The 13,845-nt window shown below is 58.9% G+C and carries 16 protein-coding genes (1 of these 16 running past the window's edge); 7 read left to right on the top strand and 9 right to left on the bottom strand.

The genetic code is table 11. The features are described from left to right. Nucleotides 1-2: 2 nt before the first annotated feature. From trpD to HRH33_RS24350, 3 genes are all read left to right on the top strand, one after another. Nucleotides 3-1,052 (top strand): anthranilate phosphoribosyltransferase, encoded by a 1,050-nt coding sequence (gene trpD / locus HRH33_RS24360; RefSeq protein WP_034115267.1) that lies wholly within the window; start codon nucleotides 3-5, stop codon nucleotides 1,050-1,052. Continuing rightward, nucleotides 1,049-1,885, top strand: a complete 837-nt coding sequence (gene trpC / locus HRH33_RS24355; RefSeq protein WP_173603566.1) for an indole-3-glycerol phosphate synthase TrpC — start codon at nucleotides 1,049-1,051, stop codon at nucleotides 1,883-1,885. The genes trpD and trpC overlap by 4 nt, the downstream gene beginning before the upstream one ends. A 143-nt stretch (nucleotides 1,886-2,028) precedes the next feature. Beyond that, complete coding sequence (locus HRH33_RS24350; RefSeq protein WP_040267161.1) at nucleotides 2,029-2,724, top strand: lipoate--protein ligase family protein; 696 nt, start codon at nucleotides 2,029-2,031, stop codon at nucleotides 2,722-2,724. On the opposite strand, the gene crp is transcribed toward HRH33_RS24350, so the two are convergent. After that, on the bottom strand, nucleotides 2,721-3,365 hold the full coding sequence (gene crp / locus HRH33_RS24345; protein ID WP_034101041.1) for a cAMP-activated global transcriptional regulator CRP: 645 nt from the start codon (nucleotides 3,363-3,365) through the stop codon (nucleotides 2,721-2,723). The genes HRH33_RS24350 and crp overlap by 4 nt on opposite strands. A 246-nt stretch (nucleotides 3,366-3,611) precedes the next feature. Here crp and HRH33_RS24340 point away from each other — a divergent pair, with 246 nt between their 5' ends. Beyond that, nucleotides 3,612-4,034 carry an OsmC family protein gene (locus tag HRH33_RS24340; protein ID WP_034101039.1) on the top strand — a complete coding sequence of 141 codons (423 nt, stop codon included), beginning with the start codon at nucleotides 3,612-3,614 and terminating at the stop codon, nucleotides 4,032-4,034. Nucleotides 4,035-4,096: 62 nt separating this feature from the next. Here HRH33_RS24340 and coq7 read toward each other — a convergent pair whose 3' ends face one another. The 6 genes from coq7 to hemJ form a co-directional block, all read right to left on the bottom strand. Continuing rightward, nucleotides 4,097-4,744, bottom strand: coding sequence for a 2-polyprenyl-3-methyl-6-methoxy-1,4-benzoquinone monooxygenase (gene coq7 / locus HRH33_RS24335; protein WP_083377941.1), 648 nt, complete (start codon nucleotides 4,742-4,744; stop codon nucleotides 4,097-4,099). Nucleotides 4,745-4,861: 117 nt separating this feature from the next. Beyond that, a complete protein-coding gene (locus HRH33_RS24330) occupies nucleotides 4,862-5,200 on the bottom strand; it encodes a histidine triad nucleotide-binding protein (protein ID WP_167417613.1) in 339 nt (112 codons plus the stop codon). Nucleotides 5,201-5,246: 46 nt separating this feature from the next. Continuing rightward, entirely contained in the window at nucleotides 5,247-6,035 is a 789-nt protein-coding gene (locus tag HRH33_RS24325; RefSeq protein WP_047882516.1) for an SDR family NAD(P)-dependent oxidoreductase, read from the bottom strand. Between the two features lie 62 nt (nucleotides 6,036-6,097). Next, a complete protein-coding gene (locus HRH33_RS24320) occupies nucleotides 6,098-7,060 on the bottom strand; it encodes a DUF805 domain-containing protein (RefSeq protein ID WP_167417612.1) in 963 nt (320 codons plus the stop codon). A 71-nt stretch (nucleotides 7,061-7,131) separates the two neighbouring features. After that, on the bottom strand, nucleotides 7,132-8,094 hold the full coding sequence (locus HRH33_RS24315) for an NAD(P)H-dependent flavin oxidoreductase (protein WP_167417611.1): 963 nt from the start codon (nucleotides 8,092-8,094) through the stop codon (nucleotides 7,132-7,134). 24 nt (nucleotides 8,095-8,118) lie between these two features. Next, the gene (gene hemJ / locus HRH33_RS24310; protein ID WP_094064192.1) at nucleotides 8,119-8,547 is read right to left on the bottom strand and encodes a protoporphyrinogen oxidase HemJ; all 429 of its coding nucleotides are present in this window, start codon (nucleotides 8,545-8,547) and stop codon (nucleotides 8,119-8,121) included. A 135-nt stretch (nucleotides 8,548-8,682) separates the two neighbouring features. On the opposite strand from hemJ, the gene argC reads away from it, so the two are divergent. Together argC and erpA are read left to right on the top strand one after the other, a co-directional pair. Further along, nucleotides 8,683-9,717 carry an N-acetyl-gamma-glutamyl-phosphate reductase gene (gene argC / locus HRH33_RS24305; RefSeq protein WP_034115262.1) on the top strand — a complete coding sequence of 345 codons (1,035 nt, stop codon included), beginning with the start codon at nucleotides 8,683-8,685 and terminating at the stop codon, nucleotides 9,715-9,717. Nucleotides 9,718-9,881: 164 nt separating this feature from the next. Beyond that, entirely contained in the window at nucleotides 9,882-10,232 is a 351-nt protein-coding gene (erpA, locus tag HRH33_RS24300; protein WP_007906865.1) for an iron-sulfur cluster insertion protein ErpA, read from the top strand. 65 nt (nucleotides 10,233-10,297) lie between these two features. Here erpA and HRH33_RS24295 read toward each other — a convergent pair whose 3' ends face one another. Beyond that, nucleotides 10,298-11,389, bottom strand: a complete 1,092-nt coding sequence (locus tag HRH33_RS24295) for an anhydro-N-acetylmuramic acid kinase (protein ID WP_034139523.1) — start codon at nucleotides 11,387-11,389, stop codon at nucleotides 10,298-10,300. A gap of 3 nt (nucleotides 11,390-11,392) precedes the next feature. Continuing rightward, nucleotides 11,393-12,811 (bottom strand): peptidoglycan DD-metalloendopeptidase family protein, encoded by a 1,419-nt coding sequence (locus tag HRH33_RS24290; RefSeq protein WP_167417610.1) that lies wholly within the window; start codon nucleotides 12,809-12,811, stop codon nucleotides 11,393-11,395. A 211-nt stretch (nucleotides 12,812-13,022) separates the two neighbouring features. Here HRH33_RS24290 and tyrS point away from each other — a divergent pair, with 211 nt between their 5' ends. Then, nucleotides 13,023-13,845, top strand: partial view of a tyrosine--tRNA ligase gene (gene tyrS / locus HRH33_RS24285; RefSeq protein WP_167417609.1) — the 5' portion only. 377 nt of this gene lie beyond the right edge of the window; 823 of the gene's 1,200 nt are visible here — the first part of the coding sequence; its start codon is at nucleotides 13,023-13,025; the stop codon falls past the right edge of the window.

Raw genomic sequence — 13,845 nt, 5'->3', positions numbered from 1 at the left:
CCATGGATATCAAGACTGCCCTGAGCCGTATCGTCGGCCATCTGGACCTGAGCACCGCTGAAATGAGCGATGTGATGCGTGAGATCATGACCGGTCAATGCACCGACGCGCAGATCGGCGCCTTTATGATGGCCATGCGCATGAAGAGCGAGAGCATCGACGAGATCGTCGGTGCCGTGTCGGTGATGCGCGAGCTGGCGGACAAGGTCGAACTCAAGACCCTCGACGGCGTGGTGGATGTGGTCGGCACCGGTGGTGACGGCGCGAATATTTTCAACGTATCGACGGCTTCGTCTTTTGTCGTGGCGGCGGCGGGTTGCACTGTGGCCAAGCACGGCAACCGTGCGGTGTCCGGCAAGAGCGGCAGCGCCGACTTGCTCGAAGCGGCCGGGATCTACCTGAACCTGACCCCGGTACAAGTGGCGCGCTGCATCGACAGCGTCGGCATCGGCTTTATGTTTGCCCAGTCCCACCACGGTGCGATGAAGCACGCCGCAGGCCCACGTAAAGACCTGGGCCTGCGCACACTCTTCAACATGCTCGGCCCGCTTACGAATCCGGCCGGTGTAAAGCATCAGGTGGTTGGGGTGTTCAGCCAAGCGTTGTGCCGGCCATTGGCAGAAGTGCTGCAGCGCTTGGGCAGCAAGCATGTGCTGGTGGTGCATTCCAAGGATGGCCTGGACGAGTTCAGCCTGGCGGCGCCGACCTTTGTCGCCGAGCTCAAGAATGATCAAGTCACCGAATATTGGGTCGAGCCTGAAGACTTGGGCATGAAGAGCCAAAGCCTGCACGGCCTGGCGGTGGAAAGCCCGGCGGCATCGTTGGAACTGATTCGTGATGCTTTGGGGCGTCGTAAGACCGAAAACGGCCAAAAGGCTGCGGAGATGATTGTTCTGAATGCTGGCGCGGCACTTTACGCAGCAGACCATGCCTATAGTCTTAAGGAAGGTGTCGAATTGGCCCACGATGCACTGCACACCGGTCTGGCTCGCGAGAAGCTCGAAGAGCTGGGAGCATTCACTGCCGTATTCAAGATGGAGAATGAAGGATGAGCGTGCCGACCGTTCTGGAAAAGATCCTGGCCCGCAAGGCAGAAGAAGTCGCCGAGCGCCGCGCCCGTGTCAGCCTGGCTGAACTGGAGACCCAAGCGAAAGCTGCGGATGCGCCGCGTGGGTTCGCCAAGGCTTTGATCGATCAGGCCAAAAAGAAGCAGCCGGCGGTGATCGCCGAGATCAAAAAGGCCTCGCCGAGCAAAGGCGTGATCCGTGAGCACTTCGTGCCTGCCGAGATCGCCGTCAGCTACGAAAAGGGCGGGGCGACATGCCTGTCCGTGCTCACCGATATCGACTACTTCCAAGGCGCCGACCTGTTCCTGCAACAGGCTCGCGCCGCGTGCAAGTTGCCGGTGATCCGCAAGGATTTCATGGTCGACCCGTACCAGATCGTCGAAGCCCGTGCCTTGGGCGCCGACTGTGTGCTGTTGATCGCTTCCGCGCTGGATGACGTGAAGATGGCCGAACTGGCTGCCGTGGCCAAAAGCGTCGGCCTGGATGTGCTGGTGGAAGTGCACGATGGCGATGAGCTGGAACGTGCGTTGAAAACCCTCGACACACCGCTGGTGGGGGTCAACAACCGTAACCTGCATACCTTTGAAGTCAGCCTGGAAACCACCCTCGACCTGCTGCCGCGTATTCCGCGCGACCGTTTGGTGGTGACCGAAAGCGGCATCCTCAACCGCGCGGACGTGGAACTGATGGAAATCAGCAATGTGTACTCTTTCCTGGTCGGCGAGGCGTTCATGCGCGCTGAGAATCCAGGGGCGGAATTGCAGCGCTTGTTCTTCCCGGAGCGTGGTGTACCGGTCAGCGGTTCCACCCTCGATTGATTTGAAACGCGATCAAAGTGGGGGAGGGGGCTTGCCCCCGATGGCGGCGATTCAGTGGGAGCATCCTTGACTGACATCCCGCTATCGGGGGCAAGCCCCCTCTCACATTTGAGTTTGTGTTTGTTCAGATAGGTAGGTGCTCGTTGATCCAGCCAGTGTCGATGCGTGTTGAAGCAGGTCTTGCCGCGGAGCAAGCCTTATTGGCCGCCGTTTGCGCGGGTGAGCAGGCGTTTGGGTTGTTGTTCTGGCAGCCCAGCGATCAGGCATTGGTGATGCCACGCCGCTTGAGCAGATTGCCTGCTTTCGATGTCGCCAGTCGCGTGTCTGCGGATGCCGGTTGGCCGGTGCTCTTGCGCGAAACCGGCGGCGAACCGGTGCCCCAGTCCAGCGCTACGGTCAACATTGCGCTGGTCTATGCTCCACCACGCAGCGAAGGCGATCAGAATCGCATCGAGACCGGTTACCAGCGTTTGTGCCAGCCGATCTGCGATCTGTTGATCGAGCTGGGCGGCGACGCCTCCGTCGGGGAAATCGAAGGTGCCTTCTGTGACGGTCGTTACAACGTCAACCTCAATGGCCGCAAAATGGTCGGCACTGCCCAGCGCTGGCGCCAGAGCGGCGGCCGCCCGGTGGGGCTGGTGCATGGGGCGCTGTTGCTGGAAAACGATCGCGAAGAACTGATCGCGGCGGTCAATCGCTTCAACCAAGCCTGTGGGCTGGAGCAGCGAGTCCGGGCCGACCGTCACATCGCCTTGCATGAGGCGTTCCCTGCGCCGGATGCCATCAGTCGATTGGACACGCTGTACCGCCAGATGCTGGCCAGCTTCATGCCGGTCTAGCGAGTGCCGAACACCACCATCGTCTTGCCTTTGACGTGCACCAGGTTGCGTTCTTCCAAGTCCTTGAGTACGCGACCGACCATTTCCCTCGAACAACCGACAATGCGCCCGATTTCCTGGCGCGTGACTTTAATCTGCATGCCATCGGGGTGGGTCATGGCATCCGGCTGCTTGCACAACTCCAGCAGGCAACGGGCCACGCGCCCGGTGACGTCGAAGAACGCCAAGTCGCCGACCTTGCGCGTGGTGTCGCGCAGGCGTTGGGCAATCTGGCCGCTGAGGGCGTAAAGAATATCGGGATCGTGTTGCGCCAGTTCGCGGAATTTGGCGTAACTGATCTCGGCCACGTCGCATTCCACCTTCGCGCGCACCCAGGCGCTGCGTTCCTGTTCCTTGCCGGCCTGTTCGAACAGGCCCAGTTCGCCGAAAAAGTCCCCTGTGTTGAGGTAGGCAATGATCATTTCCCGGCCATCTTCATCCTCGATCAGGATGGTGACGGAACCCTTGACGATAAAGAACAGCGTTTCGGAACGCTCGCCGGCACAGATGATGTTGTGCTTGGCCGGATAACGTCGGCGTTGGCAGTGCATCAGCAACTTGTCTATGTTCTTGATCTTGGGTATGGGAGTAAGGGCAACCATGGTTGTATCCCGAAAAGGCGTCGCAAAGGGGTTGGCGTTGTTGTATGCAGCGTATCGGCACAGAGACAAGCTGGATAAAGTGTGGCAATGAGCCATCGATTTGACGCCAGCTTAACAGACACATTCTGACTCGATTAGGGAATTTACCGAGCAAACCCTGTTATCGATTCACTTTCATGGGATGCACTGCCGTGATCGGCCCCTGTGCTAAGCTGGCGACCCTTTTTAAGCAGTGGAGTCTGGGCGATGAAGGCACGCATCCAATGGGCGGGCGAAGCCATGTTCCTCGGTGAGTCGGGCAGTGGCCATGTGGTGGTCATGGATGGCCCGCCGGAAGCCGGTGGCCGTAACCTGGGTGTACGCCCGATGGAAATGCTCCTGCTGGGTGTAGGTGGTTGCAGCAATTTCGATGTGGTCAGCATCCTGAAAAAATCCCGTCAGGCCGTAGAAAGCTGCGAAGCCTTCCTAGACGCAGAGCGCGCCAGCGAAGATCCGAAGGTCTTCACCAAGATCCATATGCACTTCGTGGTGAAAGGCCGGGGGTTGAAAGAGGCTCAGGTCAAACGTGCCATCGAATTGTCGGCCGAAAAATACTGCTCGGCGTCGATCATGTTGGGCGCGGCCGGTGTGGCCATTACCCATGATTACGAGATCGTCGAGTTGGGTTGATAACCCGTCGACCAAAGAAAAGGGCGCTTTGAAAGCGCCCTTTTTTGCGTCTGCCGTTTGGGTCAGATGCGGTACGTGCTTTTGGTCATGACCTTGGCCAGCAGGCTCATGCCGAAGCGTACCGGTGCCGGGAAGCGGAAGCCGCCGGCGTCCAGGGCGCTTTCGGCGTGGTGTTCTTCGTCGACGCGCATCTGTTCAAGAATGGCGCGGGACTTGTCGTCTTCACTGGGCAGTTGTTCCAGATGCTCGTCCAGATGCTTGCACACCTGATGTTCCGTGGCCGCGACGAAACCCAGGCTGACCTTGTCGCTGACCAGGCCCGCCACGGCGCCGATGCCAAACGATAAGCCGTAGAACAGCGGGTTCAGCACGCTAGGGTGGCTGCCCAGTTGACGGATGCGCTGTTCGCACCACGCCAGGTGGTCGATTTCTTCCTCTGCCGCATGTTCCATGGCCGCGCGCACTTGCGGCAGCTTGGCGGTCAGCGCCTGGCCCTGATACAGCGCCTGGGCACACACTTCGCCGGTATGGTTGATGCGCATCAAACCGGCGACGTGACGGGTGTCGGCCTCGTTCATCTGCACATCGGGCTGCAGCAGAGCGGGAGATGGACGGTAAGGTTGGCCGCTGAAGGGCAGCAGCGTGCGCATGGCCGTATCGGCTTGCAGCAACAGACGGTCAATCGGCGAGTAGTGACGTTGGGTAGTCATGCTGACCTCCGGGAAGAATCTCGGCGGCCAGTTTACCGCAAGAGAGAGGGGCGCGTTTGCGCTGCATCAAGGGCATGGGGTCGCAGCCTTGAGACTTGACCCCGGCTTATAGGGCGATCAGCCCGGCGGCCAGTTCATCTGGCGCTGACCCAGGATGTGCATATGGATGTGATAAACGGTTTGTCCGCCCAGCTCATTGCAATTCATGACCACGCGGAAACCTTCTTCGCAACCCAGCTCCAGGGCTAGGCGCTGGGCTGTGAACAGGATATGGCCGGCCAGACCTTTATCGGCCTCGGTGAGGTCGTTCAATGTACGGATAGGCTTTTTCGGAATCACCAGAAAATGCACCGGTGCCTGCGGGGCGATGTCGTGGAAAGCGAGGACTTGATCATCTTCGTAGATGATCTTCGCGGGTATTTCTCTGTTGATGATCTTGGTGAACAGAGTATCCACAGCGGTTTCTCCATGATGAAAGGGCAGGTTGAGTGTACTCAGGCGCTCAGCGGGGGCAATAGGCCTTATTGATTGCGCCGGCGATCTTGCGGGCCAGCCAGCGCGGGCTGAATCGAGGGCTGAATGCCAGCCAGCGGTTGCGTCGCCCGGGAATAATGATGGCTTTGTTCTTTTCCAGCGCGCGTACGGTGTAGAGCGCCACTTGCTCCGGGCTCATCAACTGGTCACTGCGTTCGAGCTTGGCGGCGTCCATGTTTGCCGTGCCGAAAAACGCGGTGCGCGTCGGCCCTGGGCACAGCACCGAGACCTTGATGCCGCAGCTTTTCAGCTCTTCGCGCAGGCCCTCGGAAAAATGCAGCACATACGCCTTGCTGGCGTAATAACTGCTCATCCACGGGCCCGGCTGAAAAGCCGCAATCGAGGCGACGTTGAGAATCTGCCCGCCGCCCTGCAACGCCATGGCATTCCCCAGGGCGTGACACATGCGGGTCAGGGCGAGGATGTTGACTTCGATCAGATCCTGCTCGGTCATCCAGTCCTGAGCCAGAAACGGCCCGCTGGTACCGATGCCGGCGCAGTTCACCAGCAGATCGATCTGCCGCTCGCCTTCTTCAAGCTCCAGCAGAAACCCGGATAAACGTAGCGGCTCGCCCAGGTCACAGGCGCGAAACAGCACCTCTACGCCAAAGCGTTGAGTTAATTCGATTGCAATGCTTTCCAACTGATCACGCTGGCGGGCCACCAGAATCAAGCTGCGACCGCGACGGGCCAATGCTTCGGCCAAAGCCAGGCCAATGCCACTGGAGGCACCGGTGATCAGAGCGTAACGGGTCATGCGTTTCTCCATCGCAACGTCCCGTGCCGATGATGGGGGCATCATCGACACGGGGCGTTTCTTTACTGATCTGGAGAGTCTACAGGGTCGGCCGCTTCGTCAGCACTTTGCGTGTCTTCTTCCTCGACGGTACCGCTCTGGTCGGCGTCCTCGTCGTATGTCATGGAGCTGCTTTCGTAGCTGCTGTCTACGTTGCTTTCGAGTTGATCGAGATAGCCGTTCATCCCAAGGCCGACCACGATGATCAACATCAAAGGGATAAAGGCCAGCCACAGCGAAGCCAGGACTTTGACCGCGGTGGAGTTGCGCGGCGGAGGCGCGCCGTACTGGTTGGCGCCTGTGTTACCCGGCAATACCAGCAGTAATAGCGGGAAAACGCTGTTGACCAGCGGAACGAGGTTAAGCAAATACAACCAGCCGGACCAGCCCAGGTCGTGCAAGCGCTGCACGCCGATCTGCACGCTCACGACGACGAGCGCCACGAATAGCGCGAAACCCAGCAGCGAGCCGAGGATGATGGCGATAGTCGGCGAGGCAGTCGCCACGGCAAAACCCACGGTGCTCAGGATGCCGGCTGCCACAAGCATTGCGACGGTCAGTACCAGCGTCCATGCCAGGTACCGCAGGCGACCGATGCGCCCATTGATGGTGAACACTTTGAGGGTGGCATATTCCGGCAGGTTGTCACCCACGGCAGCCCGTGGCGGCGCGTACGGTGATGCGGCGGGGCTGGAGAAATCGGTGGAGCCGGAATCCGTTTCGTGAGTTTCGGCGAGACTGAAGGCCAGCGGCTGCTCGGCTTCGATGCGTGCATCGACCCCGGCGTTTTTCAGCGCGGTCAGGTAGGTTTCGGCGTCCGGCCGGGACAGGTCGCGTTTGAGCGCGACGGTGCGGCCGGTGAAGAGTTTTTCGATGGCCTCGACGTCACTTTTGAACAGTTCGGCCAGGTTCAGCTTGGCCGTGGTGCTTTCGACACCCGGGAGCAAGGCTCCATCAAACACAATCTTGAAACGGTTGTCGCTCATGCGGGCATCCTTGTCATTCAAACATTAGGGGAGTGCAGGCCCGTGCCAATGCGCGGGCCTTGCAGGGTTGTTCAGCGTGGCCAGTGTAACTGTGTCGCCTGTTTTTGCGCCTCGCGGTATTCGGCATTCAGGCGGGCAACGAGTTCATCGACGCTGGGTAAATCATCAATCTCACCGACACCTTGGCCGGCGGACCAAACAGTCTTCCAGGCCTTGGCTTCGTCGTTCAACGGTTTGAGCTTGGAGCCAAAGTTGACTTCACCTTTGCCTTGCAACGCATTTAAGTCGAAACCGGCGTTTTCCAGGCTCTGGCGCATAAAGCTTGCAGGCACGCCGGAGACAGCGGGAGTGTGCACGATGTCAGCGGCGCGCGATGTGAGCAGCATCTCTTTATACGCATCCGGAGCGTGGCTTTCGGTGGTGCCGATAAAACGGGTGCCCAGATAGGCCAGGTCTGCGCCCATGATTTGAGCAGCGAGAACCTCATGCCCGTGGTTGAGGCAGCCTGCCAGCAGTACGGTTTTATCGAAGAATTGACGGATCTCGGCGATCAGCGCGAACGGGCTCCAGGTCCCGGCATGACCACCGGCGCCGGCGGCCACGGCGATCAAGCCATCCACGCCGGCTTCGGCAGCTTTTTCGGCGTGCCGCCGGGTAGTGACGTCATGAAACACCAGGCCGCCGTAGCTGTGCACCGCGTCCACCACCTCTTTGACCGCGCCAAGGCTAGTGATGACGATCGGCACTTTGTGCTCGACGCAGATCGCCAAGTCGGCCTCAAGGCGTGGGTTGCTGCCATGCACGATCAGGTTGACGGCATAGGGCGCGGGGCTATCCAACTGCGCCAGACCCGCTTCGATTTCTTCCAGCCAGGCTTTGAAACCGCTGCTTTCACGCTGGTTGAGCGCCGGAAAGCTGCCGACGATCCCGTTGCGGCAACACGCCAGGACCAGCTGTGGGTTGGAAATCAGAAACATCGGCGCAGCCACCACGGGTAGGCGCAGACGTTGTTGGAGCAGAGCGGGCAGCGACATTGGATGTACCCCGATTGATTGACGTTAGAACGGTTTGACCACCACCAAAATTACGACAGCCAGCAATATCAGAACTGGAACTTCATTGAACCAGCGATAAAAGACATGGCTGCGGGTGTTTTCGCCACGGGCAAAACGTTTTACCTGAGCGCCGCACATATGGTGGTAACCGATCAGCAGCACGACCAGGGTCAGCTTGGCGTGAATCCAGCCGCCCGTGCTGAAGATGCCGGGGTTCAGCGCGATCAGCCAGATACCGAAGACAAGGCTGGCAAGCATCGCCGGATTCATGATGCCGCGGTACAGCTTGCGCTCCATGATGCTGAAGCGTTCCTTGCTGACGGTGTCCTCGCTTTGAGCGTGGTAGACGAACAGGCGTGGCAGATAGAACAGCGCTGCAAACCAGCAGACGATGCTGACGATGTGGAAGGCTTTGACCCATAGATAGAGCATTTTTAGTTATTCCCAGGTTCACGGTAGCGAGGATAGTAGTGGCAGATGCGTCCATACGTCACGTTGGCGGTTGTCGCAGATCGATGCGGCCCCTATTATCGACGGCTTTCCAGTGGGTTCGTTGAGGGCAGGTTTATGGTCAAGGTCGGTATCGTCGGCGGCACGGGTTACACCGGTGTCGAATTGCTGCGTCTGTTGGCTCAGCATCCGCAAGCTGAGGTGGTGGTCATCACCTCCCGATCCGAGGCCGGCCTGGCTGTGGCGGATATGTACCCGAACCTGCGCGGCCATTACGACGGCCTGGCGTTCAGCGTCCCGGACACCCAAACCTTGGGCGCCTGCGATGTGGTTTTTTTCGCCACCCCCCACGGCGTCGCCCATGCACTGGCTGGCGAGTTGCTGGCTGCGGGAACCAAGGTCATCGATCTGTCGGCGGACTTCCGCCTGCAGGACGCCGACGAATGGGCCAAGTGGTACGGTCAGCCTCACGGCGCACCGCAGTTGTTGGAAGAAGCGGTGTACGGTCTGCCGGAAGTCAATCGTGAGCAGATCAAGCAGGCGCGCCTGATCGCCGTGCCGGGTTGCTATCCAACCGCGACTCAGTTGGGGTTCCTGCCGTTGCTTGAAGCCGGCCTGGCGGATGCTTCGCGTCTGATCGCTGATTGCAAATCAGGTGTCAGTGGCGCGGGGCGCGGCGCCGCGGTGGGTTCTTTGTACTCCGAGACGTCGGAAAGCATGAAGGCCTACGCGGTAAAAGGGCATCGTCACTTGCCGGAAATCCGTCAGGGGCTGCGTCGCGCTGCCGGTAAGGACGTTGGGCTGACCTTCGTGCCGCACTTGACCCCCATGATCCGTGGTATCCACTCCACGCTCTACGCGACCGTGACCGATCGTTCGGTAGACCTGCAGGCACTGTTTGAAAAACGCTATGCCAACGAGCCGTTCGTCGACGTAATGCCAGCCGGCAGCCATCCGGAAACCCGCAGCGTACGTGGTGCCAATGTGTGCCGGATCGCCGTGCATCGCCCGCAGGACGGTGACTTGGTCGTGGTGTTGTCGGTGATTGATAACTTGGTCAAAGGCGCGTCAGGCCAGGCAGTACAGAACATGAACATCCTGTTTGGCCTAGATGAGAAGCTGGGCTTGTCCCATGCGGGCATGTTGCCGTAAGGGCGTCTGTTACTTTGCAAAAGGCCCGTTGATCGGGCCTTTTGTGTTTTTAAGCCCTGCCGAGCAGATTGATATACCGTAACAATAGTTGACCGCTTTTCTAGGAGAAGCGGATAATGCCCGCCATTACGCATATGGCGGCGCGACGCCGGGAGATTATCAGCATGAGCGTTGAATCCTTCACCCCCACGGCTTTGCAATTCACCCACGGTGCTGCGCACAAGGTGAAGAGCCTGGTCGATGAAGAGGGTAATGATCGCTTGAAGCTGCGCGTATTCGTTACGGGCGGCGGTTGTTCAGGGTTTCAATACGGTTTTACCTTCGATGAAGAAGTGGCCGATGACGACACCATCGTTGAGCGCGAGGGTGTAAGCCTGGTCGTCGATCCGATGAGCTTCCAGTACCTGGCTGGCGCTGAGGTGGACTATCAGGAAGGTCTGGAAGGCTCGCGTTTTGTGATCAAAAACCCTAATGCCACCACCACCTGTGGTTGCGGGTCTTCGTTCTCGATCTAATCGATAGCGCATACAAAAACGCCGCTTGGCTTTGATCGGCCAAGCGGCGTTTTGCTGTCTGGGGTTCAGGCGGGATAGATCGCGCCGAGTATTCTCAGCCCGCGCGCGCCGGTGACGCTTGGGCGGTTAGCGGGGATACCTTCCAGGCAGCAGTGTGCCAGCCACGCAAATGCCATGGCCTCTACCCAGTCCGGGTCAACGCCGTATGGAGCGGTCGTACTGACGTGAGTGGAGGGCAGTAGATCGGCCAGGCGGTTCATCAGCGTGGTGTTATGGGCGCCACCACCACACACCAGCAGGGTTTCAGTGTGGCTTTGTGCTGCTCGCAGGGACTCGACGATGGTCAGCGACGTCAGTTCCAGCAAGGTTGCCTGGACATCTTGGGGAGCGAACGTCGGTAGGCGGGCAAGGTGCCGTTGCAGCCAATCCAGGTTGAACACTTCACGGCCGGTGCTTTTCGGGCCCTTGGTCAAGAAGAACGGATCGCTGAGCAGTGTGCTGAGCAACTGCTGCTCAACGTTACCGCTGGCGGCCCACTGACCATCACGGTCAAAGTGCTCGCCCCGTTGCCAATGGATCCACGCATCCAGCAGTACGTTGCCTGGTCCGCAGTCGAAGCCCGCGACGGGCTTGTCGGTCTCGATCAGGCTGAGGTTGCTGAACCCGCCCACATTCAATACCGCGCGGCTGCCAGTGCGCTCGCCAAATAGTGCCTCATGAAAGGCCGGTACCAGAGGCGCGCCTTGGCCGCCCGCAGCCACATCGCGGCTGCGGAAGTCGCTGACGACGGTGATTCCGGTCAATTCAGTGAGCAGTGCGGGGTTGCCGATCTGGACCGTAAAGCCTCGGGAAGGCTCGTGGCGAATTGTCTGGCCGTGGCTGCCGATCGCGCGAATGTCCGTCGGTTTGAGCGCCTGCTGTTCCAGCAAGGCATGAATGCCTTGGGCTGCGAGCGATACCCAGTGTTGTTGGGCGATGGCTGAGCGGGCAATTTCATCCGGCCCGCTGGCGCACAGGCTCAGGAGGTCGGCGCGCAGCGTATCTGGCATCGGGATGTAGTGAGTGGCGATCAACTTGATCGCCGAATCTTGTTCGATCAGCGCAATGTCCAGGCCATCCAGGCTGGTTCCGGACATCACTCCAATATAGCGCGGCATCGCTTAGCGCTTCGCCGATGCCAGCAAGGTAGAGCGCTCCTGATCCATGCGCGCCATCAGCGGTTGGCTCTGTTGCATGAAGCGTGCGCGCTCGGCCTTGGCGATGGGGTCGGCCATCGGCAGCTTCTGGCCCAATGGGTCGACGTGTACGCCGTTGACCTGGAACTCATAATGCAAGTGCGGGCCGGTGGATAGGCCGGTGGTGCCGATATAGCCGATGACCTGGCCTTGCTTCACGGTGCCGCCAGTCGTCACGCCTTTGGCGAACCCTTGCATGTGGCCGTACAACGTGCGGTAAGTGTTGCCGTGTTGGATGATCACGGTGTTGCCATAACCGCCTCGACGGCCGGCCAGCAAGACCTTGCCATCGCCGGCAGCCTTAATCGGCGTGCCGCGCGGGGCAGCATAGTCGACACCTTTGTGGGCGCGGATCTTGTTCAGGATCGGATGTTTACGACCCATGGAGAAGCGCGAGCTGATGCGCGCGAAGTCTACCGGGGTACGGATGAAGGCCTTGCGCATGCTGTTGCCATCAGCGGTGTAGTAGCTGGTGTTGCCTTGTTTGTTGGTGTAGCGCACAGCGGTGTAGGTTTTGCCGCGATTGGTGAAGCGCGCGGAAAGAATGTTGCCGGTGCCGACCACTTTGCCGTTAGCGACTTTTTGCTCGTAGATCACGTCGAATTCATCACCCTGGCGGATGTCCTGGGCGAAGTCGATGTCGTAGCCAAACACGTTGGCCATATCCATGGTCATGCTGTGTGACAAGCCGGCTCGGGCGGCGGATTGCGAGAGTGAGCTGTTGATCACGCCGTGAACATAGGCGGAGCGCATCACTGGCTTGGTGGTGATGCGATTGAAGGCAAAACCTTTAGCGCCCTTGGTCAGCGTAATACTTTCCAGGTCGCTGAGATTGGTGTGCAGGTTGCTCAGTTGGCCATCGGGGGTCAGTTCGAATTCAAGTTTCTGGCCACGTTTGAGCTGAGTGAATTGCTTGGCTTGCTTATCGCTGGCAAGCACTTCGGTTACGGATGTGGCCGGGAGGCCAACCTTTTCGAACAAGGTAGACAGCGTGTCACCTTTAGAAACGATCACTTCGCGGTGTTGCGGGTTTTTCGCAGGGGTTGCAGCCGGCGCGGGCTGGCTCTGAGCGGCTTGCTGGGTGTCCTCGGGAGAGCTTTCTATCTGAGCGAAGGGTGATTCGACGGGAGCATTTGTGGCTTGTTGAACCTCAGAAGCGTCTTGATCTTGTGTCAGTTGTTCAGCCGGAGTCTCCAAGTCAAGGCTCAGAGACGTCCGTTTGGCTTCCACGTCACTGGAAGGGAATACCAGGAGTGCCAGGCTGAGAAGAGCGGCGATACCACTTGCGGCGAGCAGGTGGGTCTTCGGGTAAAGCGGCGGCGCTTTAGACGGTTCAGTGGTCATAGGTAATTTTGACTTTGAAAAGATGAAATGGAAAAGATGAATGACATGATGAAGATGAAATAACTGTATAAAATATAACCAAATCATCTGTGGCGCAAGCTCGCGAACGCTGGGCTTGCTGAACGGTGTCCGTTCGCAGGGCAAAACTTGTAATTAGTCCCTGATCTTGTATGGTTGGTTCCCTTTTGAATCTGAGCCTTGCGGGTCTGTTATGAAGTCGGTTGAAGAGCAGCTAGCGCTGATAAAACGTGGTGCGGAAGAACTGTTGGTCGAAGCTGAGCTGATTGAAAAGCTCAAGCGTGGCCAGCCCCTGCGTATCAAGGCCGGCTTTGATCCGACGGCGCCGGATCTGCACCTAGGGCACACCGTGCTTATTAATAAGCTACGTCAGTTCCAAGAGCTGGGGCACCAGGTGATCTTCCTTATAGGTGATTTCACCGGGATGATCGGTGACCCCAGTGGCAAGAGCGCGACGCGCCCTCCGTTGACGCGCGAGCAGGTTCTCGACAATGCCGAGACCTACAAAACCCAAGTGTTCAAGATTCTCGACCCAGCCAAGACCGAAGTGGCGTTCAACTCCACTTGGATGGATCAGATGGGGCCGGCAGACTTTATCCGTCTGACCTCCCAGTACACCGTGGCACGCATGCTGGAGCGCGATGATTTTGACAAGCGCTACTCCACCAATCAGCCGATCGCGATCCACGAGTTCCTCTATCCGCTGGTTCAGGGTTACGACTCGGTAGCGTTGCGCGCGGACGTTGAGCTTGGTGGTACGGATCAGAAGTTCAATCTCCTGATGGGGCGCGAGCTGCAGCGCGCTTATGGACAGGAGGCTCAGTGCATTCTGACCATGCCTCTATTGGAGGGGTTGGATGGTGTTAAGAAGATGTCCAAGTCCTTGGGCAATTACGTGGGCATCCAGGAAGCGCCGGGTGTGATGTACGGAAAGCTTGTGTCGATTCCTGATGCGTTGATGTGGCGCTACTTCGAACTGTTGAGCTTCCGCTCGATGGATGAGATCAATGCACTGC

The sequence above is a fragment of the Pseudomonas rhodesiae genome (assembly GCF_013285305.1).
Taxonomy (GTDB): Bacteria; Pseudomonadota; Gammaproteobacteria; order Pseudomonadales; family Pseudomonadaceae; genus Aquipseudomonas; species Aquipseudomonas rhodesiae.
This window is presented reverse-complemented; position numbering and strand designations above follow the sequence as displayed.

What these genes read in the sequence shown, in the direction of transcription:
- coq7 (WP_083377941.1), bottom strand. Translation starts at nt 4,744, where the DNA reads ATGACTACCCAACGTCACTACTCGCCGATTGACCGTCTGTTGCTGCAA.
- HRH33_RS24340 (WP_034101039.1), top strand. Translation starts at nt 3,612, where the DNA reads ATGAAGGCACGCATCCAATGGGCGGGCGAAGCCATGTTCCTCGGTGAG.
- argC (WP_034115262.1), top strand. Translation starts at nt 8,683, where the DNA reads ATGGTCAAGGTCGGTATCGTCGGCGGCACGGGTTACACCGGTGTCGAA.
- hemJ (WP_094064192.1), bottom strand. Translation starts at nt 8,547, where the DNA reads ATGCTCTATCTATGGGTCAAAGCCTTCCACATCGTCAGCATCGTCTGC.
- HRH33_RS24290 (WP_167417610.1), bottom strand. Translation starts at nt 12,811, where the DNA reads ATGACCACTGAACCGTCTAAAGCGCCGCCGCTTTACCCGAAGACCCAC.
- HRH33_RS24295 (WP_034139523.1), bottom strand. Translation starts at nt 11,389, where the DNA reads ATGCCGCGCTATATTGGAGTGATGTCCGGAACCAGCCTGGATGGCCTG.
- trpC (WP_173603566.1), top strand. Translation starts at nt 1,049, where the DNA reads ATGAGCGTGCCGACCGTTCTGGAAAAGATCCTGGCCCGCAAGGCAGAA.
- erpA (WP_007906865.1), top strand. Translation starts at nt 9,882, where the DNA reads ATGAGCGTTGAATCCTTCACCCCCACGGCTTTGCAATTCACCCACGGT.
- HRH33_RS24320 (WP_167417612.1), bottom strand. Translation starts at nt 7,060, where the DNA reads ATGAGCGACAACCGTTTCAAGATTGTGTTTGATGGAGCCTTGCTCCCG.
- trpD (WP_034115267.1), top strand. Translation starts at nt 3, where the DNA reads ATGGATATCAAGACTGCCCTGAGCCGTATCGTCGGCCATCTGGACCTG.
- HRH33_RS24315 (WP_167417611.1), bottom strand. Translation starts at nt 8,094, where the DNA reads ATGTCGCTGCCCGCTCTGCTCCAACAACGTCTGCGCCTACCCGTGGTG.
- HRH33_RS24325 (WP_047882516.1), bottom strand. Translation starts at nt 6,035, where the DNA reads ATGACCCGTTACGCTCTGATCACCGGTGCCTCCAGTGGCATTGGCCTG.
- crp (WP_034101041.1), bottom strand. Translation starts at nt 3,365, where the DNA reads ATGGTTGCCCTTACTCCCATACCCAAGATCAAGAACATAGACAAGTTG.